This window comes from Sporofaciens musculi, assembly GCF_009830285.1.
In the GTDB taxonomy this organism is placed as follows: Bacteria; Bacillota; Clostridia; order Lachnospirales; family Lachnospiraceae; genus Sporofaciens; species Sporofaciens musculi.
In genome coordinates, this window is the sequence record NZ_WUQX01000001.1 from 1,137,396 (window position 1) to 1,163,453 (window position 26,058).

At 45.6% G+C, this 26,058-nt stretch carries 18 protein-coding genes, 6 tRNA genes and 1 pseudogene; 24 read left to right on the forward strand and 1 reads right to left on the reverse strand.

Annotation, left to right across the window (positions count from 1 at the left end; translation table 11 throughout):
* The first annotated feature begins 16 nt into the window (after positions 1–16).
* On the forward strand, positions 17–874 hold the full coding sequence (locus GN277_RS05625) for a class I SAM-dependent methyltransferase (protein WP_159750210.1): 858 nt from the start codon (positions 17–19) through the stop codon (positions 872–874).
* 57 nt (positions 875–931) lie between these two features.
* On the opposite strand, the gene GN277_RS29350 is transcribed toward GN277_RS05625, so the two are convergent.
* Positions 932–1,093 carry a hypothetical protein gene (locus tag GN277_RS29350; protein ID WP_204162708.1) on the reverse strand — a complete coding sequence of 54 codons (162 nt, stop codon included), beginning with the start codon at positions 1,091–1,093 and terminating at the stop codon, positions 932–934.
* Between the two features lie 182 nt (positions 1,094–1,275).
* Here GN277_RS29350 and GN277_RS05630 point away from each other — a divergent pair, with 182 nt between their 5' ends.
* The 23 genes and pseudogenes from GN277_RS05630 (at position 1,276) to GN277_RS05740 (ending at position 25,995) form a co-directional block, all read left to right on the forward strand.
* Positions 1,276–2,988 carry an AAA family ATPase gene (locus GN277_RS05630; protein ID WP_159750211.1) on the forward strand — a complete coding sequence of 571 codons (1,713 nt, stop codon included), beginning with the start codon at positions 1,276–1,278 and terminating at the stop codon, positions 2,986–2,988.
* 33 nt (positions 2,989–3,021) lie between these two features.
* The gene (locus GN277_RS05635) at positions 3,022–3,636 is read left to right on the forward strand and encodes an ECF transporter S component (protein ID WP_159750212.1); all 615 of its coding nucleotides are present in this window, start codon (positions 3,022–3,024) and stop codon (positions 3,634–3,636) included.
* Positions 3,637–3,785: 149 nt separating this feature from the next.
* On the forward strand, positions 3,786–4,289 hold the full coding sequence (locus GN277_RS05640; protein WP_159750213.1) for a MarR family winged helix-turn-helix transcriptional regulator: 504 nt from the start codon (positions 3,786–3,788) through the stop codon (positions 4,287–4,289).
* Positions 4,267–6,015 carry an ABC transporter ATP-binding protein gene (locus GN277_RS05645; protein WP_159750214.1) on the forward strand — a complete coding sequence of 583 codons (1,749 nt, stop codon included), beginning with the start codon at positions 4,267–4,269 and terminating at the stop codon, positions 6,013–6,015. The genes GN277_RS05640 and GN277_RS05645 overlap by 23 nt, the downstream gene beginning before the upstream one ends.
* 2 nt (positions 6,016–6,017) lie before the next feature.
* Positions 6,018–7,922, forward strand: a complete 1,905-nt coding sequence (locus GN277_RS05650; protein WP_159750215.1) for an ABC transporter ATP-binding protein — start codon at positions 6,018–6,020, stop codon at positions 7,920–7,922.
* Between the two features lie 110 nt (positions 7,923–8,032).
* Positions 8,033–9,310 (forward strand): L-cysteine desulfidase family protein, encoded by a 1,278-nt coding sequence (locus GN277_RS05655; protein WP_159750216.1) that lies wholly within the window; start codon positions 8,033–8,035, stop codon positions 9,308–9,310.
* 131 nt (positions 9,311–9,441) lie between these two features.
* On the forward strand, positions 9,442–13,068 hold the full coding sequence (locus GN277_RS05660) for an SNF2 helicase associated domain-containing protein (protein ID WP_159750217.1): 3,627 nt from the start codon (positions 9,442–9,444) through the stop codon (positions 13,066–13,068).
* A 95-nt stretch (positions 13,069–13,163) separates the two neighbouring features.
* Positions 13,164–13,235, forward strand: a tRNA-Glu gene (locus GN277_RS05665).
* 36 nt (positions 13,236–13,271) lie between these two features.
* Positions 13,272–13,344, forward strand: a tRNA-Thr gene (locus GN277_RS05670).
* 27 nt (positions 13,345–13,371) lie between these two features.
* Positions 13,372–13,445: transfer RNA gene (locus tag GN277_RS05675), tRNA-Ile, on the forward strand.
* A gap of 79 nt (positions 13,446–13,524) precedes the next feature.
* Positions 13,525–13,598, forward strand: a tRNA-Asp gene (locus GN277_RS05680).
* Between the two features lie 64 nt (positions 13,599–13,662).
* Positions 13,663–13,735, forward strand: a tRNA-Val gene (locus tag GN277_RS05685).
* Positions 13,736–13,763: 28 nt separating this feature from the next.
* Positions 13,764–13,849 (forward strand) — tRNA-Leu (locus GN277_RS05690).
* Between the two features lie 298 nt (positions 13,850–14,147).
* A complete protein-coding gene (locus tag GN277_RS05695; protein WP_159750218.1) occupies positions 14,148–14,639 on the forward strand; it encodes a hypothetical protein in 492 nt (163 codons plus the stop codon).
* A gap of 68 nt (positions 14,640–14,707) precedes the next feature.
* Positions 14,708–16,438: an ABC transporter ATP-binding protein gene (locus tag GN277_RS05700; RefSeq protein WP_159750219.1), complete on the forward strand. Its 1,731-nt coding sequence runs from the start codon at positions 14,708–14,710 to the stop codon at positions 16,436–16,438.
* Entirely contained in the window at positions 16,435–18,153 is a 1,719-nt protein-coding gene (locus tag GN277_RS05705) for an ABC transporter ATP-binding protein (protein ID WP_159750220.1), read from the forward strand. The genes GN277_RS05700 and GN277_RS05705 overlap by 4 nt, the downstream gene beginning before the upstream one ends.
* 18 nt (positions 18,154–18,171) lie before the next feature.
* Positions 18,172–18,657 (forward strand): hypothetical protein, encoded by a 486-nt coding sequence (locus GN277_RS05710; protein WP_159750221.1) that lies wholly within the window; start codon positions 18,172–18,174, stop codon positions 18,655–18,657.
* A 3-nt stretch (positions 18,658–18,660) separates the two neighbouring features.
* On the forward strand, positions 18,661–19,425 hold the full coding sequence (locus GN277_RS05715) for a LytR/AlgR family response regulator transcription factor (RefSeq protein ID WP_159750222.1): 765 nt from the start codon (positions 18,661–18,663) through the stop codon (positions 19,423–19,425).
* A 10-nt stretch (positions 19,426–19,435) separates the two neighbouring features.
* Positions 19,436–20,371, forward strand: coding sequence for a trigger factor (locus GN277_RS05720; RefSeq protein ID WP_159750223.1), 936 nt, complete (start codon positions 19,436–19,438; stop codon positions 20,369–20,371).
* Positions 20,372–20,686, forward strand: a complete 315-nt coding sequence (locus GN277_RS05725; RefSeq protein ID WP_016219428.1) for a thioredoxin family protein — start codon at positions 20,372–20,374, stop codon at positions 20,684–20,686. It abuts the gene before it with no gap.
* A 12-nt stretch (positions 20,687–20,698) separates the two neighbouring features.
* Positions 20,699–23,479 carry an insulinase family protein gene (locus tag GN277_RS05730; RefSeq protein ID WP_159750224.1) on the forward strand — a complete coding sequence of 927 codons (2,781 nt, stop codon included), beginning with the start codon at positions 20,699–20,701 and terminating at the stop codon, positions 23,477–23,479.
* Positions 23,480–23,496: 17 nt separating this feature from the next.
* On the forward strand, positions 23,497–24,384 hold the full coding sequence (locus GN277_RS05735; protein ID WP_159750225.1) for a YitT family protein: 888 nt from the start codon (positions 23,497–23,499) through the stop codon (positions 24,382–24,384).
* A gap of 205 nt (positions 24,385–24,589) precedes the next feature.
* Positions 24,590–25,995, forward strand: a pseudogene (locus GN277_RS05740) (IS3 family transposase).
* Positions 25,996–26,058: the final 63 nt, after the last annotated feature.

A 26,058-nucleotide genomic window follows, 5' to 3' on the forward strand; every position in this document is an offset into this window, starting at 1 on the left:
GAAAGGAATTCTGACTATGTGGGTAGCGGATAACTGGAAAGATTATGAGATTATAGACTGCAGCAAAGGAGAGAAACTGGAACGTTGGGGAACGTATCTGCTGATTCGTCCGGACCCGCAGGTGATTTGGGATACGCCCAGGAGTGTGGGGGAGTGGAAGCAGAGAAACGGACATTATCACCGAAGTCAGAAGGGCGGCGGCGAATGGGAATTCTTCCAATTACCGGAGCAATGGCAGATTCATTACCGCAATCTGACTTTTAACCTCAAACCTTTTAGCTTCAAGCATACTGGTCTATTCCCAGAGCAGGCGGCCAACTGGGACTGGGTTTCGGATAAGATTCGCCATGCAGGGCGTAAAGTCAAGGCGCTGAACCTATTTGCCTATACAGGCGGCGCGACTCTTGCGGCTGCCGCTGCCGGCGCCAGCGTGACCCATGTGGATGCGTCTAAAGGTATGGTTGCCTGGGCAAAGGAGAATGCAGCCTCCTCTGGTCTGTCGGATAAGCCTGTCCGCTGGCTGGTGGACGACTGTGTGAAGTTTGTAGAACGGGAGATACGCAGAGGGAATCATTATGACGGAATTATTATGGACCCGCCATCTTACGGCAGAGGGCCAAAGGGTGAAATATGGAAGATTGAGGATGCCATTCATCCATTAATTAGGCTATGTGCAAACCTGTTATCGGACAGCCCTTTATTCTTTCTCGTCAATTCTTATACAACGGGGCTGGCGCCGTCTGTGCTTACTTATATGCTTGGTGTAGAGCTTGAGAGATACCAGGGTACGGTAACGGCTCAGGAGATTGGGCTTCCTGTGAGCAGTACGGGACTTTGCCTTCCCTGTGGGGCTTCTGCAAGATGGGAGCGGTAATGGCAATAAAAGAGGGGATGTTGCTTAATGCATCACCCCCTTGCCTAATCTGTATACTTAGAACTCTATTCCTCGGCCCATGGCATCCTTAAGGTAAGTGACTACCTCCTCCAGCTTATGAACCATCTCCATTTTTTCTTCCCATTCTTCCCCGTCCATGTCCTTATTCACCAGACATTGCTGAATGTGCTTAACTTCCTTGATTAATTCTCCTGTCATTGTCATTTCCCCCTTTACTTACATCCAAAGAGACTTCAGAAGTTGATAAATCTTGTCCTTAGTATACCACATTTTGGCGTGATTGGGAAATGTAAATGTATAATTGAAAGGAAAATTGAAGTATGATAGTATAAAGGGGAGCTATTGGCATGATGTTTTAGGCATTTATATAAGGGAGAAGGATGGAAATGAAAAAACTGCCAATCGGGATTGAATTTTTTGATAATTTTAAACGAGATGATTTTTACTATGTAGACAAGACGGGATTTATTCGGGATTTACTGAATACAAGGGGAAGTGTGAATCTATTTACAAGACCACGGCGATTTGGTAAGAGTCTGAATATGGATATGTTGAAGACTTTTTTTGAGCTTGGGACAGATCCATCCCTGTTCGATGAATTAGAGATTTCAGAAGATACGGCGCTCTGTGAACAGTATATGGGTAAATATCCGGTTATATCAATTAGCCTGAAGGACGTTGAAGGAACGGATTTTCAGATGGCATATGCTATGCTTGGAAGTGTAATCAGTGAAGAAGCGGGGCGTTTTAGTTTCCTTTTGGAGAGTGACAAGCTGACGAAAGCAGATAAGAAGAAGCTAAGCTATCTTATAGAGGAGGAGTTTGGAGAAGCGAGGGCTCTTCAGGGCAGTCTAAGGCTTTTGACCCAATTACTTTATAAGCATTATGGAATTCCTGTCATTGTTCTGCTGGACGAGTATGATGTTCCTTTAAATAAAGCGTATTGGAATGGCTATTATTTGGAGATGGCAACGCTAATCCGATCTGTGTTCAGCCAGGTATTGAAAACAAATAAATATTTATTTTTTGCTGTTATTACAGGATGTCTGAGAATTGCGAAGGAGAGTATTTTTACGGGGCTTAATAATTTTAAGGTACGGACAATCTCAGATATAGAATGTGCAAAGTATTTTGGATTTACAGACCATGAAGTGAGAGAAATGCTGTGCTACTATGGAGTGGAGGAACGGTTTGGGGATGTCAAGGAGTGGTACGACGGTTACCGTTTTGGAGATGTTGACGTTTATTGTCCCTGGGATGTAATCAACCAATGTGATAAGATGAGGGTTAGAAAGGACAGCCCAATGGAATCTCATTGGGAGAACAGCAGCAGTAATGCGATTGTTCGGGATATTATTGAAGAAGCCACGGAGGCGACAAAGGCTGAAATAGAAACATTGATTTCGGGAGATTATGTTGAGAAGCCAATCGTTCCGGAATTAACGTATACAGATCTTGACAGTGAGGATCCAAGCCTCCGTCAGACTTATTTGAGGAGTGTGCTTTATGCTACCGGTTATCTGACTGACTTTGAAGCGTCTAACGGCAAGGTTCATAAACTGGTTATTCCCAATAAGGAGGTTCTTGAAATATACAGAGACAGAATCTATTCATGGTTTCGGGTGAGAGTCACAAGAGACAGGGAACATTGGCAGAAGTTTTGTATGGCTATGGAAACTGGCTGCGCAAAAGAGATAGAGAATTTATTCAATAAATTCATGGAGGATTCAATCAGTATACGGGATACTTTTACAAGAAAAGAAATGAAAGAAAATTTTTACCATGGTATGTTGTTAGGGCTGCTTAAGTCGGATGGAAGATGGCTGGTTAAATCTAATGCAGAATCAGGAATTGGATATACGGATATCACGCTTGAGATTCCGTCTAAGGATATAGGATGTATCATTGAGGTGAAATATGCAGAGGATGGTGCATTTGACAGAACATGTGAGGAGGCCATGCGGCAGATAGAGGAGAGTCGATATGCTGCGGTGTTCCGTCAAAGGGGGATTCCTACAATCCGTAAGTATGGCATTGCGTGTTATAAGAAGAATTGTAAAGTGATGTATAGCGTGGAAGAAGAATCGTTTTGATATTTGGAAAACATTAGAAGGAGGAAAAGGGGAATGGATACAAAGGCAGGGGCAAGGACGAACGTGAGGCGTATGGCGCAGATGGGGATGCTGGCAGCCATATCTGTGGTATTGATGTTATTTGAGATTCCGCTTCCGTTTGCGCCTGCATTCTATGAGATTGATTTCAGCGAGGTTCCGGTAATGGTGGGGTGTTTTACCATGGGACCCGTTGCAGGGGCGGTGATTGAGCTTTTGAAGATTCTGCTGAATCTGGCCATTAATGGGACGGACACGGCAGGCGTGGGAGAGTTTGCAAACTTTCTGATTGGATGTTCGCTGGTGGTTCCGGCGGCAGTTATTTACAAGAAAAAAAGAACCAAGATGGGGGCGGTAATAGGCATGGGTGCGGGGACGCTGTTCATGACCTTTGTAGGCTGCTTTCTGAACGCTTTTGTACTACTGCCAACCTATGCCAAGGCTTTCGGGATGCCCATGGACGCGTTGATTGGAATGGGCTCGGCTGTGAATGGCCATATTACAAGCCTGGCCACATTTGCGATATTTGCAGTAGCGCCCTTCAATCTTCTGAAAGGGTTTCTGGTGTCTGTAATCGTACTGTTGATTTATAAGAAGATTAGCCCAATCTTAAAAATGAGACTTGCTTAGAGAATTTCCACCCGTACAGTTAAAAAAATAGCTGTATCTGGGTGGAAATTTTTAGATAGAGGCTTCTTGACATTTTATTTTTATGTGATAAAATATGTTTGTTATCGAACAGTTTTACAACGAACAATCTGGCTTCAAAGGAGGATGATATGAGAAAACGGGAAGAAAGAATCGGTTTCGAGATTCGCAGGCTGGATCATATGCTGGCGAGAAATCTCCAGGCACGTGTGAAAGCCGCGGGGATTGACGAGGTTACGCTGATGCATGGCTGGATTATCCGTTATCTGTATACGAACCGAGACAAGGATGTTTTCCAGAAGGATATGGAGCAGTATTTTTCCATAGGCAGATCGACGGTTACGAATATTATTCAGTTGATGGAGAAAAAAGGGTTTATTGTCCGACAGTCTGTGGAGTATGATGCCCGCCTTAAGAAAGTAGTCCTGACAGAGAAGGGTGTAAGGAATCATGAAATGCTTGAGAATCTGATTGATCATCTTGATACCAGTCTGGTGGAGGGGATTACGGATGAAGAATTGTCAGTGTTCTATTCTGTGATTGAGAAATTAAGGGAAAATCTGAATTCGCAATCGATTAAGGAATGTGCCAATGACGGAAAGGAGGAAATAGATGATCCAAACTTTATTGCGTGAAGTAAAGGAATATAAGGGCGCCTCAATCGCGACGCCGCTGTTTATGATTCTTGAGGTATTGATGGAGATGATGATACCCTTCTTAATGGCTTCGATTATTGACGACGGTGTGAATGCGGGAGATATCAATCATATTTACAAAGTCGGAGGGGTAATGGTGGCGGCTGCGGCCATCGGGCTGTTAGCCGGAATGGCAGGCGGAAGGTATGGCGCCAAGGCGTCCGCCGGACTTGCGAAGAATCTGAGGGAGACGATGTTCAACCATATTCAGACCTTTTCCTTTGCAAATATTGACAAGTACAGCACCGCAGGGCTGGTGACAAGGCTTACGACGGACGTGACCAATGTACAGAACGCCTATCAGATGACTCTGCGGATGTTTACACGAGCGCCAGCCAGCCTTCTGTGCGCCATGGTTATGGCGTTTCGCATTAACGCTAAGCTGTCTTGTGTTTATCTGATCGCCGTAGCAATACTTGGCGTCTTGCTGGCGCTGATTATGAGCCATGCCACCAAGTATTTCCAGCAGGCGTTTCCCAAGTATGACGATATGAATGCGTCTGTTCAGGAAAATGTTTCTGCTATTCGGGTGGTAAAGGCTTATGTTCGGGAAGAACAGGAGACGGCTAAGTTTAAGAAGGCAAGCGAGAATATTTACCGGATTTTTATGAAGGCGGAGTGCAATCTGGTGTACAATGCGCCTCTGATGCAGTTTACGGTGTATAGTTGTATCCTGTTAATAAGCTGGATTGGGGCGAAGATGATTGTTGCGTCCACCCTTACCACAGGAGAGTTGATGAGTCTGCTTGCCTACTGTATGAATATTCTGATGAGTCTGATGATGCTGTCCATGGTATTTGTCATGATATCCATGAGTATGGCCAGCATCCGGCGTATCTCAGAGGTGCTTAATGAAAGCAGCGATATCGAGAATCCGGCTGAACCAGTGTTTGAGGTGCCGGACGGAAGTATCGAATTCAGGAACGTGGATTTTGCTTACCGAAGGGACAGTGAAAGTCCGGTGTTAAAAGATATTAATCTCAAAATCCATTCAGGAGAGGTGATTGGAATTATTGGAGGAACCGGAAGCGCAAAGACCAGCCTTGTGAACTTAATCAGCCGTCTCTACGACGTGACAGGCGGAGAGATACTTGTAGGGGGAAGGAATGTCAAGGAATACGATATGGAAGCCCTGCGAAACCAGGTGTCTGTGGTTCTCCAGAATAACGTTTTGTTCTCCGGCTCGATTTTCGACAACCTGCGTTGGGGCAATCAGAGAGCGACGGAGGAGGAATGTAAGAGAGCGTGCTGCCAGGCTTGTGCAGATGAATTTATTTTGCGGCTCCCTGAAGGGTATGAGACACATATAGAGCAGGGAGGAAGCAACGTATCAGGCGGTCAGAGACAACGGCTTTGTATTGCAAGAGCATTGCTTAAGGAGCCGAAGATTCTTATTCTGGACGATAGCACCAGCGCGGTGGACACGGCGACTGACGCCAGAATCCGCAAGGCATTCCGAGAGGAGATTCCGAACACGACGAAGCTGATTATTGCTCAGAGAATCGGAAGTGTAAAGGATGCGGATCGGATTATCGTCATGGAGGATGGGCGTGTGGACGCCTTTGGAACTCATGATGAGCTGCTTCGTGAAAACGCCATTTACCGTGAGGTCTATGAATCACAGACAAAGGGCGGCGGAGATTTTGATGAGAAGGCAGGTGATTAGAGATGGCGGGACCGATGAATAGAGGACCAATGGGAGTGAAGCCTCAGGTTGAGAATCCCATGAAGATATTTAAACGGCTGATGGAGTATGTATTCCGGTACTATAAATTCCATTATTTGGCGGTGATTGCGCTGATTTTTGTGAGCGTCCTTGCCAATGTACAGGGGACGCTGTTTATGAAAAATCTGATTGACGACTATATAACGCCGTTTCTTATGACAGATGAGCCGGATTTTACGCCTCTGGCAAATGCCATTGTAAGGATTGCAATGTTCTACGGCGTGGGGATTATCTCTACTTATGCGTATAACCGGATTATGGTAAATGTGACTCAGGGGACGCTTAGAGCCCTTAGGGACGATTTGTTTGCACATATGGAGAGATTACCCATTAAGTATTTTGATACCCATGCCCATGGGGACATTATGTCTGTCTATACGAATGACATTGATACTCTGCGCCAGATGATCAGCCAGAGTATTCCCCAGGTGATTAACAGCGGGATTACCATTGTCAGTGTATTTGTCAGTATGGTTATTTTGAGTATTCCCCTGACGGCTGTAACTCTCGCCATGGTGGCTGTGATGATTCTAAGCTCGAAGGCGGCGGCAGGAAGAAGCGGGAAATATTTCTTAGAGCAGCAGGCGAACCTTGGGGCCGTGAACGGGTATATCGAGGAAATGATGAACGGGCAGAAGGTAGTCAAGGTTTTCTGTCACGAGGAGGAGAATAAAAAGGCGTTCAAGGAGTTGAATGACCGATTGTTCGTAAGCGCAGATCGGGCGAATACATTTGCCAATTTCCTTGGGCCGATTAACGCCCAGCTTGGAAATATCAGCTATGTGGTGTGCGCTATCGTAGGCGGCGCGCTGGCGCTGCATCATGTAGGAGGATTTACTTTAGGAGGGCTTGCAAGTTTTCTTACCTTTAATAAGAGCTTTAGTATGCCGATTAACCAGGTGAGCCAGCAGCTAAACGCTGTGGTAATGGCAATGGCAGGCGCCCAGCGGGTATTTGGCCTGTTGGATGAGAAGGCGGAAGAGGATAAGGGATATGTAACCCTGGTCAATGCTGTGGAGGAAAACGGGCAGCTTAGGGAAAGCGCCGAAAGAACCGGCAGATGGGCGTGGAAGCACACCCATCAGGCAGACGGCAGCGTGGACTATGTTGAGGTAAGAGGCGACGTTGTGTTTAACGGCGTAGATTTCGGCTACAATGACGATAAGATTGTTCTCCATGACGTGAAGCTCTTTGCCGAGCCAGGACAGAAGATTGCCTTTGTAGGCTCTACCGGTGCAGGTAAGACTACTATTACGAATCTGATTAACCGTTTTTATGATATTCAGGATGGTAAGATTCGGTATGACGGGATTAATATTAATAAGATTAAGAAAGGGGATCTGCGGCGTTCTCTGGGGATTGTACTGCAGGATACTCACCTGTTTACCGGAACGGTGATGGAAAATATACGCTTTGGGAAGCTGGACGCTACAGACGAGGAGGTTGTGGCGGCGGCAAGGCTTGCCAATGCAGACGGGTTTATCCGAAGGCTGCCTAACGGGTACGATACCATGCTGACTGGCGACGGGGCCAACTTAAGTCAGGGACAGAGACAGCTTCTTGCCATTGCAAGGGCGGCTGTGGCAGACCCACCTGTACTGATTCTTGACGAGGCCACCAGCTCGATTGATACCAGGACAGAGCGGATTGTTCAGGATGGAATGGATAAGCTTATGAATGGGCGGACGACATTCGTAATAGCCCACAGACTGTCTACTGTCCGTAATTCAGATTGTATCATGGTATTAGAGCAGGGAAGAATCATTGAGCGGGGAACCCATGAACAGTTGGTAGAGGAGAAGGGAAGATATTATCAGTTGTATACAGGAAACTCGATAAGTGCATAATGGCAAATTTTTTTGCAAATGGTTGCAACCTGTCCCGAATTTTCTTATAATATAGACAAATATGTCGTGGGGAATCGCTATGGTAAGGCGGTTTCCGAAGGAGGATAAAGGTGCAAAGATCAGATGAAAAATACCAGGCTTATGTACAGATTTTGAAGGAAGAACTGGTTCCTGCCATGGGGTGCACAGAGCCCATTGCCCTTGCATACGCAGCAGCGAAGGCGAGAGAGGTGCTGGGAGAGATTCCTGATAAGGTGCATATCGGGGCAAGCGGAAGTATTATCAAGAATGTTAAGAGCGTGATTGTGCCTAATACCAATCACCTGAAGGGAATACCTGCAGCGGCAACGGCGGGAATTATTGCTGGAAAAGCCGAGAAGGAGTTGGAGGTAATCGCAGAGGTTACCCAGGAGCAGACAAAAGATATGGTGAAGTTCCTTGACACAGTTCCGGTGAGTGTAGAGCATATTGACAATGGAATTACATTTGACATTATCGTAATCGTGTCCAAGGGTGATTCCTATGCGAAGGTTAGGATTGCCAACTACCATACAAACATTGTGCTTATTGAGAAGGACGGTGAGAAGCTTTTGGATGCTCCTGTGGAGGGAGAGAATGAAGAAGGACTGACAGACAGAAGCCTTTTGGATATGGAGAGCATCTGGGATTTTGCCAATACTGTGGATATTCAGGATGTGAAGGAGGTCCTTGACCGTCAGATTGAGTATAATACTGCCATTGCCAAGGAGGGCCTGAACGGAGAATATGGCGCGAATATCGGCAGCGTGTTGTTAGATACCTATGGAACGGATGTGAGAACCCGCGCTAAGGCCATGGCGGCAGCCGGTTCAGATGCCCGTATGAACGGATGTGAGCTTCCGGTGATCATCAATGCAGGAAGCGGGAATCAGGGGATGACCTGTTCCCTTCCGGTGCTTGAGTATGCCAAGGAGAAGGAAGCAGGGAAGGAGAAGACCTATCGGGCTCTGACGCTGTCCAATCTGGTGGCGATTCACCAGAAGACGGGTATTGGAAGGCTGTCCGCATACTGCGGAGCTGTCAGTGCAGGGGCGGCTGCGGGCGCGGGGATTGCCTACCTGTGCGGCGGCGGATATGAGGAGGCAGTACATACCGTAGTCAATGCCTTAGCAATCGTGTCCGGAATGGTCTGCGATGGGGCAAAGGCCTCCTGTGCGGCGAAGATTGCCGCGTCTGTGGACGCAGGGATTCTGGGCTACAATATGTATCTGCGGGGACAGCAGTTCTATGCAGGAGACGGGATTGTGACCAATGGTGTGGAGGCCACGATTACAAATATCGGTCGTCTTGGTAAAGAAGGCATGAGGGAGACCAATGAAGAGATTATTAAGATGATGATTGGAGAGTAAGAGTATTCTTATTTTAGGAAGAAAGAACAGGGACATTAGAAGCCTTGTTCTTTTTTTGTGTGCAGCGGCTTAGATATGTGTTATTATTTAAGAGAGAGCAAATGCAGGTCGGATCAAAGAGAGTGAGATTTATGATGGAAAAGTGGATGGATAAATTTCAAAAAAATACGCTGCTTCTAGGTAAGGAGTATTTTGACAGGGGAAGAGTCTTTGAACTTGAGGAAACAGACGGTATATATACGGCGTCTGTGGTTGAGCGGCAAAGGCGTGAGGTAAGAATTACCGGATATGGGAATCCTGAGACGTGCAGGATGTATTGTAACTGTCCTCATGCCAAGAGCGGCAGCTACTGTAAGCATATGGCGGCTGTTATGTATGCTATTGAGGAGTTTGAGGAACAGAAGGAAAGATTTGCTTGGGAGGATAGACAGATGCAAAAAACGGGGGCCATAGAGGCTTATACATATTTTGACAAGTTGAAAATTAAGGAGTCGCTGCATTTGCCGGTGGATTCTGTGCGGAAGGGAAAGGCACTTCTGGCGGCGAATAAAGTCACCGTGGAAAGTATTGATACCGGTTACTGCGAGGGATGGGATGAACTGCTTGGGTTCATTGAGGGAATGGTTGAGAGTGACCAGACAAGCTTCCCGGTTCGGATTGTATTTGCCAGGGACAGGGTGGTTTCAGCGGACTGCTGCTGCGGCATGTATGCGAGGAATTATTACCGGTACTATACGCAGATGGACAACTGTGAGCATATCGCGGCGCTGATGCAGTTACTTGGAGAGTTTTTAGACAAGAATCCTATCGGGGATGCCACGGATGTTGGGGGAAATGAGATTCTTCTTTCATTTCAGCGGAATCGGGCCAACCAGACCATCTCGGATGTTATGGGGAGCGATGCCAGTATTATACTCAAGCCGCGTCTGGTGGAAAAAGACGGGAAGCTGACCGTCTCTTTTAAGATCGGACAGAAGAAGCTGCTTCTAATCAAAGACTTGTTTGAATTTGAGGAGAATGTAAGGAATTCAGCCATGGGGAGTTACGGCACGAATATGCAGCTTAACCACCGTCTGGATAATTTTACCACTCAGGGGAGGCTTTGGATTGAGTTTATCGGGAGTCTTGTGAGGGAGGAAATGGAGTTCGGCAATCGGATTATTGAATCGGGCGCATTTACAAGAAAATCACTGGTAAAGAAAAATGAGATGAAACTGTTTGGCTGGAGGCTGGACCGGTTCTATGAGATTGCCTCCGGTGAGACGGTGCCCTATGAAGCGAGGGACGGCGGCGGTAAGAAGAAATGCGAGCTGACCTGCCGCCAAGGGAATCCCAAGATTGCCATGACGATTCGGAAGAATCGTCTGTATAAGGGAAAGACCTTCCACGGGGTTACTGTGGATTGCGATATTCCGTATTTATTTTATGGTGTGCATACGGCATATTTTATTAAGGAGGATATCTTATACCGTATAGATGAAGATTTTTTAAGAAAGATTCGTCCGTTGGCACAGCAGGGGACAGCCTTGGGGATGTCTTTCAGGATTGGCAGAAACGCGCTGTCAGAATTCTACTATTCTGTGCTTCCCCAGATTCGCGATGTGGTGGATGTAACGGAGGAGGATGGAGAAGAAATTAACCGATATCTGCCTCCGGAGGCGGAGTTTGTATTCTATCTGGACGCAGAGAATGACAATATTATCTGCAGGCCTCATGTGCGTTACGGGGAGATGGAATTTGCCATACCGAAATATGACGGGGATAACGGAAATATTTTCCGTGAGGAGCATAAGGAGCAGGAGATTTTGTTTCTGATTCGACAGTGGTTTCCGTATATGGAGGAGGGAAAGCAGGAGCTCCACTGTGGGAAGGAGGAGGAATGTATGTATCAGGTATTGGCTAAGGGTGTGGACGCCCTGCTGAACCTGGGCGAGGTCCAGTGTACCAAGCGTTTCTCCAATCTTAAGATCACACGGAAAATGCACATGTCTGTGGGTGTATCTATTTCCAGCGGCCTTTTAAAGCTGGATATATCGACAGAGGATCTTCCTATGGATGAGCTTTTGGATATTCTTGCCAGCTACCGCGGCAAGAAGAAGTACCATAGGCTAAAAAACGGAGATTTCCTGGATCTTGAGGATAATTCCTATGACATGCTTAGCGAGATGATGGATTCCCTTCACCTGTCGCCAAAGGATTTCGTCAAGGGAAAGGTAGAGCTTCCACTGTATCGGACGCTGTATCTGGACAAGATGCTGGAGGAGAATGAAAATATTTACAGTGAGAGGGACAGCCATTTCAAGAATTTGGTGAGAGGCTTCAAGACGGTAAACGACTCGGATTTCCAGCCGCCAAAGTCTCTTGTCAGGGCGCTTAGGAATTACCAGAAAAATGGGTATCGCTGGCTGCGCACGTTGGAGGCGTTTCGGTTTGGCGGGATTCTGGCGGATGATATGGGGCTTGGGAAGACCCTGCAGGTGATTGCCGTACTCCTTGCGGCAAGGCAGGAGGGGAAGAAAGGCACGTCTCTGGTGGTAGCGCCGGCTTCACTGGTATTTAACTGGGGTGAGGAGATTCGTAAATTCGCGCCAGAGCTTGAGTTTTTGCTGATTGCGGGGACACAGGAGGAACGCAGGAAAAGGCTTGAGAATTATCAGGAGGCGGATGTGCTGATTACTTCTTATGATTTGCTGAAGCGTGACGCTGTGTTCTATGAGGGGAAGGAGTTTCTGTACCAGATTATTGATGAGGCCCAGTATATCAAGAATCATCAGACTGTGGCGGCAAAGGCTGTGAAGGTCATTAAGAGCCAGACCAGGTATGCCCTGACCGGAACGCCTATTGAGAACAGGCTCAGTGAGATTTGGAGTATTTTTGACTATCTGATGCCAGGCTTTTTGTACAGATACGAGGTTTTCAAGAGGGAGATTGAGACGCCGATTGTGAAGAACCAGGACGAGTCTGCAATGGAGAGGCTTAAGAAGATGACCGCGCCCTTTATCCTGCGGCGGCTTAAGGGGGATGTGCTCAAAGACCTTCCGGATAAGATTGAAAAGACACATTTTGTGAAATTCGAGAAGAAGCAGCAGGAATTGTATGACGCGCAGGTGATACATATGCGGCAGCAGATTGCCGGACAGGACGGGGCGGAATTCCAGAAGAATAAGCTTAAGCTTCTTGCGGAGTTGGTTAAGGTGCGCCAGATCTGTTGTGACCCTTCGCTGTGCTTCGAGAATTATAAGGGTGAGTCTGCAAAGCTGGAGGCGTGTCTTGAGTTGGTTCAGAGGGCGGCAGAGGGAGGACATAAGCTTCTTTTGTTTTCTCAGTTTGTATCAATGTTGGAGATTATAAGGCAGAAGCTTGACGAGCTCGGTATATCCTTCTATATGATTACCGGTGAGACGGCGAAGGAGAAAAGGCTTAAGCTGGTGAAAAATTTTAATGATGATGATACTCAGGTATTTCTGATATCCCTGAAGGCAGGAGGCGTGGGGCTGAACCTGACAGGGGCGGATGTGGTGATTCATTACGACCCGTGGTGGAATCTTGCGGTTCAGAATCAGGCAACGGATCGGGCGCATCGGATTGGTCAGGACAAGAGGGTCACGGTCTATCAGTTGATTGCCAAAGGGTCTGTGGAGGAGAAGATTCAGAAGCTTCAGGAGTCAAAGCGGGAGTTGTTAGAGCAGGTGGTCGGCAGCGCCTCAGGGCAGTTGGGCAGTATGAGTAAAGAAGATTTTCTGGAATTGTTGGAGTAGGAAAAAAATATATAAAAATGTGAAAAAAGTGTTGCATTTTGTTGGCGGCTATGTTATTATAAATCTCGGTCAGTACGAAAGTGTATGCCGAGTATGGCTCCATGGTCAAGCGGTTAAGACATCGCCCTTTCACGGCGGTAACACGGGTTCGATTCCCGTTGGAGTCATTTGTGAATGTATTATAGAATATATTCATTGTAATTGCCGATGTGGCTCAATTGGCAGAGCAGCTGATTTGTAATCAGCAGGTTATCGGTTCGAGTCCGATCATCGGCTTAGTCCTATAAGGGACTTAATGATTTTGGACCTTTAGCTCAGTTGGTTAGAGCAATCGGCTCATAACCGATCGGTCCTGGGTTCGAGTCCCCGAAGGTCCATTATTTATGGTAGGGAGGAACTCGCAGAGTGTGTGGATTCCTTATCATATAATAGATATATAAATGTTTATTTTAATCAGGCCCAGTGGCTCAGTTGGTTAGAGCGCCGCCCTGTCACGGCGGAGGTCGAGAGTTCGAGTCTCTTCTGGGTCGTTGACATGGAACACTTAATTGAGAAGTTACTTGTTTGGTGGGAAGTGTTACAGTTTCATAAAAAGGGATCTTAGCTCAGCTGGGAGAGCATCTGCCTTACAAGCAGAGGGTCATAGGTTCGAGCCCTATAGGTCCCATTTATGATATAAAAGTATCATAAGGAATGCCGCAGTGGCGGAACTGGCAGACGCACAGGACTTAAAATCCTGCGGGACTAATCTCCCGTACCGGTTCGATTCCGGTCTGCGGCATTGGTAAAAAGTGGAGGAAACGTTGGAAATTCAACGTTTCCTTCATTTTTTTATGTTCTAATGCTTGAACACCTTTGAACACCTAATCTGTCGGCAGTCCCAAATCATGAAATGCTAAGATTTGATGTTCGTCTTTCTGTACTGCGCTTTAAACAATTGGAGTAGTGGGATGAGAGATAAAAAGACACTATGAACGAAATTGGGGACAGAATAGGATAACCTTCTTGTTAAACTGCTGATTTTATTGTAAAAATAAAGTAACATAATTGTAAAATTTTTATAAAAGGAGATTGTTGAGATGGGAACAAAAAAGATGAAGAAGACTGCGGCAGTTATCATTGCAACAGCAACCGTATGTGGAATGACGGCGGGATGTACGCCGAAAGAAGAAAAAATAGAAGTGAATGCCTCCACTTCTCCATACGAAGATATGGTGGATTATTTTGAGCAGGAAGGATTCATTTTGGAGGACTGCGAACCGGTTGATATCAATGAAACAACAGGATATCTCACAGACAATACAAACGGAGAGTTTACTGAGACGAAAGTGGCGGATAAAGCATATGATTATGATGGACTCTGGCTGTTCTGGTGGGATCAGGAAAACAAGACGGATTTATATGGCAACTATGAGTCTATGGCTGCTAACAAGGGAACGATAGTCCTTGCCGGAGGCGCCGCGGTTCTTGAGACGGAAGCGGCAAACGGAGCTTATGCGATTGCATTTTCAGAGGACTATGAAAAGAAACAGGACGCGGCCAAAGCGTTCGAAACGCTGGAAAACGAATAGCAGCTCCAATATAACTGTGAAAGTACAAAAGCAGATGCTCTGAAATTAAGAAAAGGCAGGGAAACAATATGGAACGGGTTTTTGGAAAAGACAGGGGCAGCATGGGAAGCTTTTTTCGCATGCTGCAGAAGGCAAGACTTCCTTATCTGTGGATTCTTGCATATATTGCCATTACAGCTCTTCTTACCAACGTAGGAATCAGCGTAACGGAATACACGGCCGAACTGTTTGCCGGAAATGTGAATTTTGGCACCGTGGTTCTTCCGTTTTTGGCTTTTACATTACTATCCCAGCTGATCAGTTCGGTCAGTAAAATTATGAGTAACTTGTGTGTTGCGCGAATTGACCGTAATATCAGGAAAATGATCTGGAGTAAGACCGTCAGGCTGCCGCTCCGATATTACGAAAAAAATAAGCCCAAAGAAATGATTTCCCGTATTACAACGGATATCACGGCGATCAGTCAGCTAATCATGCAAGTATTTGTTGCTATTCTCACTTCCGCGTACACGCTGGTCATTACGCTTGGAAAAATCGGCTCCTACGACCAGAAGCTGATGATTGCTCTGATCGCGGTACTTCCGCTGAATTTAGTCATTGCATTTGTTATGGGAAAGATGAAGTTCGGAGTGCTTGATCTGGTAAATCAAAAAAATGCAGAGCTGACACAGACGATTGCAGAAAAAACCAATAATCTTCTTCTCATCAAATCTTACGGAAAAGAAGAAAAGGAGCTTCAGACAGGGCAGGAGAAGATGAAAGGGTTCTATAAGAGTTCGATTCTGAATGCGTGGCTGGGATTCGCAACTCCGATGTATGCATTGGTGGGCGCTATGCAGTTTATTGTGATCGTGATGGTAGGCCGAAGCTTTTATTCATCCGGCGCATTGACTCTTACCCAATGGATTGCCTATTATGGATTCGCGGTGAACATCGTTAATCAGCTCAGCGCGTACTGTGTATATTGGACAACCTTCAAGGGCTCCCAGGGAGCAACCAGAAGAGTAGCCCAGATTATGGAAGAAATGGAAGAAGATATAGAGAACGGCGAGCATGTGGAGCATCTTTGCGGCGATATTGAATTAAGAGAGGTTGATTTCTCTTATGAAGATAAACTCCTGTTCGACAAACTCAATCTGAAGATTCCGGCAGGACGCATGACGGCGCTTATCGGACCGTCAGGGAGCGGAAAGACGACGCTTCTGAATCTGGTGGAGCGTATGTATCCGGTTTCGGGAGGTAAGATTTTATTTGGGGGCGAAGATACCGCGCGGTATTCGCTCAAGAGCTTCCGAAGCGAGATCTCATACGTAACGCAGGAAAGTACATTGTTTGCAGGAACGATCCGTGACAATATCCTGTTCGGAATTAAGAGAGAAGTCACGGATGAAGAACTGGAAAAAGCATGTACGGACGCGGAAATTATGGATTTTATCAGGGAACAGCCGGAGGGATTCCAGGCGGATGTAGGCGAGCAGGGAGAGAAGCTTTCCGGCGGACAGAAACAGCGGATTGCTTTTGCGAGGGCGCTTCTAAAACAATCGGATTATCTGTTTATGGATGAGGCGACCGCGGCTATGGACATCCGGGGAAAAGATCAGGTATGGAAGAGTGTGAAACGGCATATGGAAGGTAAAACCGTGCTTATGGTTGCCCACGACAGACAGACCGTACAGAAAGCAGATTATATCATAGTAATGCATAACGGAAAGATTATCTGTCAGGGAGAACCGGCGGAAGTATATGCCGAGAATACATATTACCGAGAATTAATAGGAAGTGAGGGACAGGGCAGATGAAAAACAACAAACATGTAATATCGTTTTTTCTGAGCTTTTACAGAAGGCTTTCAATTCCCTGGTGGCTCTACCTGATCGCATTCGGAAGCGGCGTGGTTTATGCCGAGGTCGGAATGAGAGTATCGGAGTATCTGGTCCGTGTGAACAAGGGGGAACTATATAATTCTGTTATTTTAGGTTATGTCTTTTTTACGATTTTTAATGCATTGCTGGGATTTTTGCGGCCGCTTGTGGAAGAGTATGCCAATCAAAAAGTGATCCTGCGGGTAAGGTTTTCGATGTGGAGGAAGATCCTGCATCTTCCGATGGATCAGTTCGGAAAGGAACAGCCGTCTTCGCTGGTGTCGGCCGTTACGAACGACGTAACTCAGGCGACTCTGGTGATCAGCGGAATATTCTCAGGAGCTGCGTCGCTGTTCGGATTTGTCCGCGCCTGTATGATCTTGTATCAATACAATTCGCCTCTCGCAGCATACCTTTTGCTCTGCATACCGGTTGCGGTGGCAATGTTTGTCATCGTCGGCAAGCTGCAGTTTACCATAATGAAAAAGCGCTATGCGGCGTTGAATGAAATGACCACCTTTTTCTCCGAACACCTGTCGGCCGGGAAATATGTAAAAGCGCAGGTAATGGAAGAGAAAGAGCTGGAAAGCGGATATGCGGCAATCGATTCACGGTATAAGGCAGATATATACTATGCTTTCATGGAGCAGATTCAGGTTCTGACCAATTCCCTCTACTCCCTTCTTACGACTGTCGTAATGGCAGTGGGCGGTTCCAGATTGATTAACGCCGGGAAAATGGAAGCGACAGGGATTAATATGTTCAGCACCTATATGACGCAGGTGAATCTCTATATGGCGGAGCTTTTGACGGTGTGGCAGAACGTGATGGGCTCGAAAGGCGCGCTTGTCCGTGTCGGGGATATTCTTGATATGGAAGAGGAGCATACGGAAAAAGGCAATTCCTGGACAGAATCCGAGAACAGAGATATTGTGTTCAAAAACGTGAACTTTGGATATGGGAGCGAAAAAGAAATCCTTCATGACTTTTCCGTTTGCATTCCGGGAGGAAAGACGACGGCGGTGATCGGTGATAACGGTTCCGGAAAATCTACGGTCATGAAACTGATACAGGGATTCTACCAGCCTGATTCGGGAGAAATATGGGTTGGAGGAAACAAGATAAGCGAAACGAGTCCCCGGGAATGTCATAAAAAATTTGGCTATGTACTTCAGAACAATCCGCTGATGTCAGGTACGATCCGGGATAATATTCTGTATGGCACAGAAGGAGAAACGCCGGAGGAAGAGATGAAAAAAGCGGCAGGAGAAGCCAGGGCGGATTCTTTTATAGATGCGCTTCCCAACGGATATGATACGACTCTTGGAGAGGCGGGGAATCGTTTGTCAAGCGGTCAGAAACAGAGGATAGCCATTGCCAGGGCATTGATTGCGAAGCCGGATTATCTGATACTCGACGAGGCGGGGGCGAGTCTGGACCATGACACATATATGAAGATCTATCATGGTATCAGGAAGAAGATGGAAGGCAATACTATTGTTTTCATCGCCCATGATATGCGCGAGATTGCAGAAGCAGACTATCTGGTCGTTATGCATCACGGACGTCTTGAAGCCTGCGGAACCCATGAAGAAGTATTTGCCGTAAGCAGGACTTATCAGGAATATCTGCAGTCCACTGAGGCATCTTAAAAGAAAGAAGGAATGATTATGAAGAAATTTACGATTGTGTCTTCCCTGCTTTTCGTGTTACTGTTTTGTGGGATGGTGGGATATGTGGCGTCGTCCGAAGACTTTACGCCTCCAAAGGAGGAGGAAGAAGCGGTCGTGCCTGAAGAAGACAGGGAAGCGCCTGTCTGGAATAAGACGGTGGATGAACTCGTCTCATTTCTGGAGGAGAAGGGGCTGATCCATGCAGACAGTAAAGTGACGCTCAGTGCGGAAGGTCTGTGTACACTTGCTCTAAAGTATGACGGAGCCGAAATATACTGGTGGGATCTGGAGAATCTGGCTCCGGAATCTGACGAGTATCAGGCATATGAGAGTCTCAGGACAAAAGGCGAGATCGATTTATATGGAGCCGGTACGATTATTATGCCGAAGAAAAACGGGCCTTTTGCACTTTTATTAACCTATTATGAAGGCGATGTGCAGGCGTTAGAAAAAGCGTTTGGAGAATTTGGTCAGGAGAATTGATTGATGAAAATGAAGCTTGTTCTGGTAGAAAATGATGAAACATTGTGTACAGAGCTGAAAGAATTACTGGCGTTTTATAATGTATTTGACATTGTGCATACCTTTGACGGAATAAATGAAGCCAATAAATATATCTGCCTGAACGAGGTGGACGCGGTATTTATCAATATCAAAACAGGGAATCCAAGATACAGCGGGGACGGCTCTTTTCTGGCATACAATCTGTCCCAGATAAAGCCGGACGTCCTGGTGGCGCTGTATTCGGAAGAAAAGTTAGAGGCGGGGCTGGTATTTGACTGCTGCTGCGATGAATACTTTCGGCTTCCGTTTGATAACCGTGTGCTTCAGCGGGTGGTTAAGCGGCTGCAGTATTTGTTTGAGCTGCTCCAATACAAACGGTTATCCGTGAACCGTTCTATGATGATCAAGACGAGAAACGGATATCAGCTTGTGGATATTGATAAGGTTCTCTTTATCGAACGGACGGACCGAAAGAACAAGATGGTGATGGTGGACGGAAAGGAAATGCTCCTTTCCGGATATTCTATGAACGAATTGGAACAGATTCTGGAAGGTTATAATTTTTACCGGTGCTACCAGTCTTTTATCGTGAATCTTTCCAAAGTATCTTATGTCCGGGCGGATAACGAAGCGAAAAATTTTGCTCTGATTTTCGACGGATATGCGGGGGAAGTCATGGTGAGCCGCGAGAAATATACGGAAGTGCTCCAGCTTTTAAAAAGTAAATATGCGAAGCTTACGCTTTAGGAGGAGAAAGATGAAGTCAAAAGTTTTATCGTTTGCCGAGTATGATCAGGTGGATATCAGTATGTACAAGAAAGTATTCAAGCTTGACGAGAAGGCGTACAAGAAAGAAATGGATTTTATAAAGAACAAGAACAGCACATGGGAAGAAGCGGGGGAAGTTACGGACGGAGCGCTTATTGTATGCGACATGGAATCGGCAAATCCGTTTTTTAGCAGAGAGGACCTGAAAATCATGGTAGGACAGGGGTTCTTTCACAAGAAGCTGGAAGCGATGTGCGTCGGGCTGAAAAAAGGGACGGCCGGTGTGCTGGATGTCGACGGGGAGAGAGTGACCGTAACGGTTCGTTCCATTCAGCAAAAAAAGATTCCTGTGATCACGGACGGGATGATAGAAGCTCTTGGAATTGAAGGAGTGAGCAATGTAGAACAATATGAGGCTCGTCTGATCCGGGAACAGAAAAAAAAGATTGCGGAAAACGAGGGATACGAAGCCGTTCAATATGTGATGGACAAAGTATTTGAGGCCAGTACGTTCGATCTTAAGAAGGCTGACTGGAAAGAAATGACAGATCATGAAATTAAGAGATTGAAGGAAATCTCCAGAGAACAGGGATTGAATCTGGAAACCATGACGCCAGAGGAATTTGAAGGGAAGATGCCGTTCTCAAGCTATCATGAATTATTCGCAAGCGTGCAGAACGATTCATGGGACAGGCTCTGCGGCTATCTTCTAGGGCGGGAATACGCAGAAAAAGACGGCGTCGGATATACGATGGAGCAGTACCGGGACGATATGGAAGAGTACGTGAAATTCTGGCATGAAACGAAAGAAAATGCAGAAAAAATCAATACTTATGAATATTCAGAAATTATGTTTTATGTAAATTATTATTACAATAAGGTAAAAGAATACGTGACAGAAAATTTTTTTAAGGAGGAAAAGTAGATGGCAATTCAATATGCGGATGATGAGAGTTTTAAGGAGCAGATTAAGGAAGGGTTCGTGATCGTGGATTTCTTTTCCGCAACATGCGTACCGTGTAAAGCCTTTTCCCGTATTTTGGAAGAGCTAGACGCGGAGCTTCCGTTTATCAATATCGTGAAAGTGAACACCACAGATTATCCGAAGCTTGGCAAAGAGAATCGTATTTTTGCGGTTCCAACCGTTCAATTCTACAAAGACGGTGAAAAGAAGTTTGAGAATGTAGGCGTGATGGAAGTTGAGGAAATAAAAGAGAAGATTACAGAATTCATGTATTAAGAGGGAACGGATATGGAAATCGGGGAAAAAATCTATGGATTTGAAGTTAAAGAAAAGAAGTATGTGCGGGAGGTCGAAGGAGATATTATTCAGATGGAGCACCTGTTAACCGGAGCGCAGGTCGTCGTCATAGACAATCAGGACGTTAAAAAGAGCTTTCTGGTTGGATTTCGGACCATACCAAAGGACAGCACGGGAGTTTTCCATATTCTGGAGCATTCTGTGCTGAACGGTTCCCGCAGATATCCGGATAAAACGATGTTCGTCAATCTGATGAAACATTCCATGGCAGAATTTGTCAATGCAATTACATATCCGGATCATACGGTGTATCCCTTTTGTACAGAGAATGAGAAGGATTTTATGAATCTGACGGACGTTTACCTAAACGCGGTATTTTGTCCGAATGTTCTTACGGATAAAGAGATCTTCGAACAGGAGGGCTGGCATTTTCAGTGTGAAGACGGAAAAGCTCCGGAGATTAACGGCGTTGTCTATAATGAGATGAAGGGAGTTTTCTCGTCCCTGGACAGTATATTAGAGGATGAAATGTCTAAGGCAATGTTTCCGGAAACGGCTTATCGTTTTGTTTCAGGAGGATTTCCGGATACGATTCCCGCGCTATCTTATGAGGAATTTCTGGAATATTACAGGACATTTTATAATGCTTCCAACTGCTGTATTGTTCTATATGGGAAAATGAATACGGAACAACTGTTTGAGTATATTGACAAAGTTTATCTGGGAAAAATGAAACGCTCAGAACCTGCGAAGCCGGTTATGCTGCAGAAACCCGTAAAGGGAATCCGAAATAAGCTGTATGATAAGGAGAAGTTCGGCGATCAGGGTGTGTTTGCGTCATGCACCTATAGTCTGGGTGATTTTGACAACCGGGAACGTATGAATGCAGTCTATATCCTTATGCAGGCGATTATGGGGGAAGACGAGGCGCCGATGAAGAAAGGGCTTATTCAGAGCCTTGGGATCCCGGAGATTCAGTATTTTATCATGGATGGTATCAGACAGCCCTATCTTGCCGTTAAAATAAAGAATACGGACAAAGAAACTGCCGGCCGGTTGAAAACGGTTATCACAGAACAGGCGGACAGACTTTGCAGAGAAGGAATAGGAGAAGATCTATTGGTTTCGGCGATCAACCGTCTGGAATTTTGGATGAGGGAAAAAGGCGGGGGCCAGCCGGAGGGAATTGAATATGTACTGGATATTGCCGGCGGATGGGCGCAAGGGACCGGACCTTGCGAGATGATAGAATTTGAAGAAACATATAGGAAAATGAGAACCCTTGTAAAGGAAGGATACTTTGAGTCACTTCTGAGGGAAATCCTCCTGGAAAATGATCATGAGGCAGAGGTTTCCCTGGAACCTCTTGAAAAGGCCGAAGAGAAGATGCAGACAGAAGAAGAGACAGAAGACCTGCCGGGTCTGTCTGCGGATGATCTGCTTCATAAGAAGGAGGAGCCGCTCACAAGGGCAGAGGAAGAATCCGGTATTACATATTTGAAACAAGAGATCCCTTCAAAAGGAGTGGCATATCAAAGCTGCTATTTTGATATCAGTGATCTGGAGCCGGAGAAAGTTCCTTATGCGAAGCTGTTTTCCGAACTTCTGGGCAGTCTTCCTACGAGAACGCACAGCCTGGAAGAATTAGTGATTGAGAAGAATATGTGGCTTGGAAATATAAGGGCTTATCTGGAAGCGTACACCAATACAGATGATATCCGGCATGTCAGGCTTAAATTTGTGATGGATATCAGCTGTCTGGAACAGAATCTTATGAGAGCGGTAAAACTGGGGGAAGAGCTGCTGTATGATACCATTCTGGAGCATCCGGAGATTATTCTGAAAAGGATCAGGCAGAGCCGGATGGAACTGGAAAGGGGATTTGTTACCAGTGGGAACAGCTATGCGTCCGGACGTGCGGCCGCACACTATATACCGGAAGGAGCGGCAAGGGAACTCTATAACGGAATTCACTATTATCAGTTCTTAGGAAAGCTTCTGAAGAACTTTGACGCGGACCAGGGGCAGATGATCCGGGAACTTAAGGAAATTCAGGAGAAGCTTTGCCGTAAATCTAATCTGGTGATGAGTTTTACAGGCACAGAGAAAGCTTACGGCGATTTCCGCCAGTTGATCGCAGCTTCCGGGTTCTGCGGCAGTGCAAGGGAAAGGGAACCCGGATGGTATCTGGACAATTTGCTTCCCGGGAAATCAGAGGCATTTATCATTCCGTCGGAGGTATCCTATGTTGCGCTTGGAGGAATCGGGGAATATACTGGTGAGGATTATCTTCTTGGCAGAATGGTGAGCTTCGATTATCTGTGGGCAAAGATCCGCGCTGAAGGAGGGGCTTACGGCTGCCAGATGTCTGTACTCCCAAATCAAAGCTGGGCCATGAGCTCCTATCGAGATCCGAACGTAAAAAGGACGATAGAAGCCTTCCGCAACACTTCAAGTTGGCTGAAAGATCTTGAATTAGGAGAGCAGGAGCTTCTGAATTATAAGATTGGCGCAGTTGCCGGATATGACCGGACTCCCAAAACATATGTACAGGCAAAACGAATGGATTCCTGGTATTTGCGGCAGGAAGAACCGCAGGTCAGGGCAAAGGTCAGAGAAGGGTTGTTAAAGGCGTCGGAAGAAGATTTGAAAAACAGGCGTCAGGTGATGGAGAGCTTTGCCGGAGAGGGAACCGTCTGCGTTCTTGGAAACAGAGCGAAGATCGAAGATGCGGCCGGCCAATTCGACAATGTAACGGTACTGATGGAGTAAATAGAGATGATGATAAAATGAAAAAGAACACCAGCGAAAAATTAATAAATTTATTGGGCGTTGCAGCCGGGAATGCAATATTGGCCCTTGCCGTGGTTGCTTTTATTGTTCCGGCAGGGATTCCGATGGGAGGAGCTACCGGCTTGGGAATTGCCGGGAATCATTTTTGGGGAATTCGGACTTCAATCATCGTCTTTAGCTTGAACAGTATATTGCTTATCATAGCATGGTTTATTCTGGGAAAAGGATTCGTAAAGAAAACTCTATTGAGTACATTTATCTATCCCTTATTTCTTGAACTGTTACAGAAAATTCCAGGAATCACAACTATGACAGACAATATACTGTTGTCTGCCATTTTTGGAGGACTTCTTGTAGGCGTTAGCATGGGGATTGTGGTAAGGGTCGGAGGATCGACGGGGGGAACGGATATTATTGCCCTGATAGCAAACAAAAAAACTTCCCTTTCAGTCGGCGTCACGGTGTATATGGTAGATTTTGTGGTTTTAGGCATACAGGCTTCTTTCTCTGATATGGAGCAAATACTTTATGGGATTATACTGACTCTTCTGGCAACAGTTGTGATTGATAAAGTTGTTCCGAATGGAAAGGTCTCTATGCAGGTGATGATAATTTCAAGAGAGTATAAAAAGATTCAGGAAAAAATATTGCAGGACATAGAAGCCGGAGTGACGCTTTTTCACATACAGACGGGATATAGCGGTGAAGAACAGAAAGGAGTTATGTGTGTGATTCCAAGACACAAACTATTTGCTTTGAAAGAGATGGTCTGTGAAACAGATCCGTTTGCGTTTCTTACCATTAATCAGATTAACGAGGTGAATGGTCAGGGATTTACCAGAGAACGTATTGCATATGAAGAACTCAAAAAGGAAAGAATATAAACTTCCTGTATCAAGATTTAATATCGGACTTCCATTGCTGGTATGTATAAATTCGATTATCTTAAATAAGGTTTTCAAAAATATATGAAAAAAGAAACGATGAGTTACATTAGGGGACAATTAGATGATTCCAAAATAGATTTGTAAATGAACCGACCCCCAAAAGTTAGACCAAAAATCTAACGATTGGAGGTCGGTTTATTTTATGGCTAAATATAGCTTTCAGTTTAAGAAACAGGTAATAGATGCGTACCTGCGGGGTGAGGGTGGTTACACCTATCTGGCAGGAAAATATGGCGTAACCAACAGAAGGCAGGCGCTTAATTGGGTTCATAATTACGAGAAATATGGTGATCAAGGATTAATGCGTTCCCGAAAACAGATAAGCTCCATGTGGTAGAGTTATATTTATCAAGCGAATTATCATATCAGGAGCTGGCTCTTTCTGAGGGGATCAGAAACAGTGCGTTGATCACCAAATGGGTTAATGATTTCAGGATTGCTGGCTCTGATGCTTTGAGACCCAAAAAGAAGGGACGTAAAAAAACATTGAATGCATCAGACAAAAAACAAGTAATAAATCGACAGAAACGACACCAGTTGACACAAGTGCCGAACATGTAAAGCAGCTTGAGGATGAGCTTCTCAAGTTAAGGATAGAGAATGCTTATTTAAAAGAACTGAGGAGGCTGCGTTTAGAGGAGAAAACTCTTCTGAAAAAACAGCGAGAATCGTCCACAGTCTCCGGGGAGAGTTCAAATTGAAAGACATTCGCGCTGTAATTGGTATTCCAAAAGCAACCTATATGTACTGGCAAAAAAGATTTGACAGGGAAAATCCTGATTGCAGGATAGAAGAAAAAATCATGGAGATCCATGAAGCCAACAGGGATTATGGATACCGCCGCGTGTATGGTGAACTGCGGAATCAGGGAATTGTAGCTAATAAGAAAAAAGTACAGCGGATCATGCAGAAATTTAACCTTCAGGTAACTTCCTTTACCAGAAAGAGCCGCAAATACAGTTCTTACAAAGGCAGGGTTGGCACTATCGCTCCAAACAGGATAAAGAGACGATTCCATACGCATATACCGCACCAGAAGATCACCACAGACACAACGGAATTCAAATACTATGAAGTGGATCCCAAAGGGCATATGACAATGCATAAGCTGTATCTTGATCCTTTTATGGATATGTACAACGGTGAGATTTTAAGCTATGGGATTGACAGGCATCCTTCCGCAGTAAATGTAATGTAAAGAACGCCTTAAATAAAGCAATTGAAATAACCGCTGACTGCCCTTACCGCAGGACATTCCATTCCGATCAGGGATGGGCATACCAGATGAAAGCGTACGCACATCGGCTCAAGGAGGAACGGATTTTTCAGAGTATGTCACGGAAAGGCAACTGTTATGACAATTCTGTCATGGAAAACTTCTTCGGGTTGCTGAAACAGGAGAGATATTACGGTACTGTTTATTACAGTTACGAGGAATTAAAGGTTACAATAGAAAAATATATTAAGTATTACAATGAACAAAGAATAAAGGAGAAACTGGGATGGATGAGTCCTGTGCAATACAGACTCAGTATTCCGGCTGCATAAAACTAGCGAGGCAGTCGAAACTGTCTCGCTAATAAAGTCCAACTTTAAGGGGGCACCTCAATC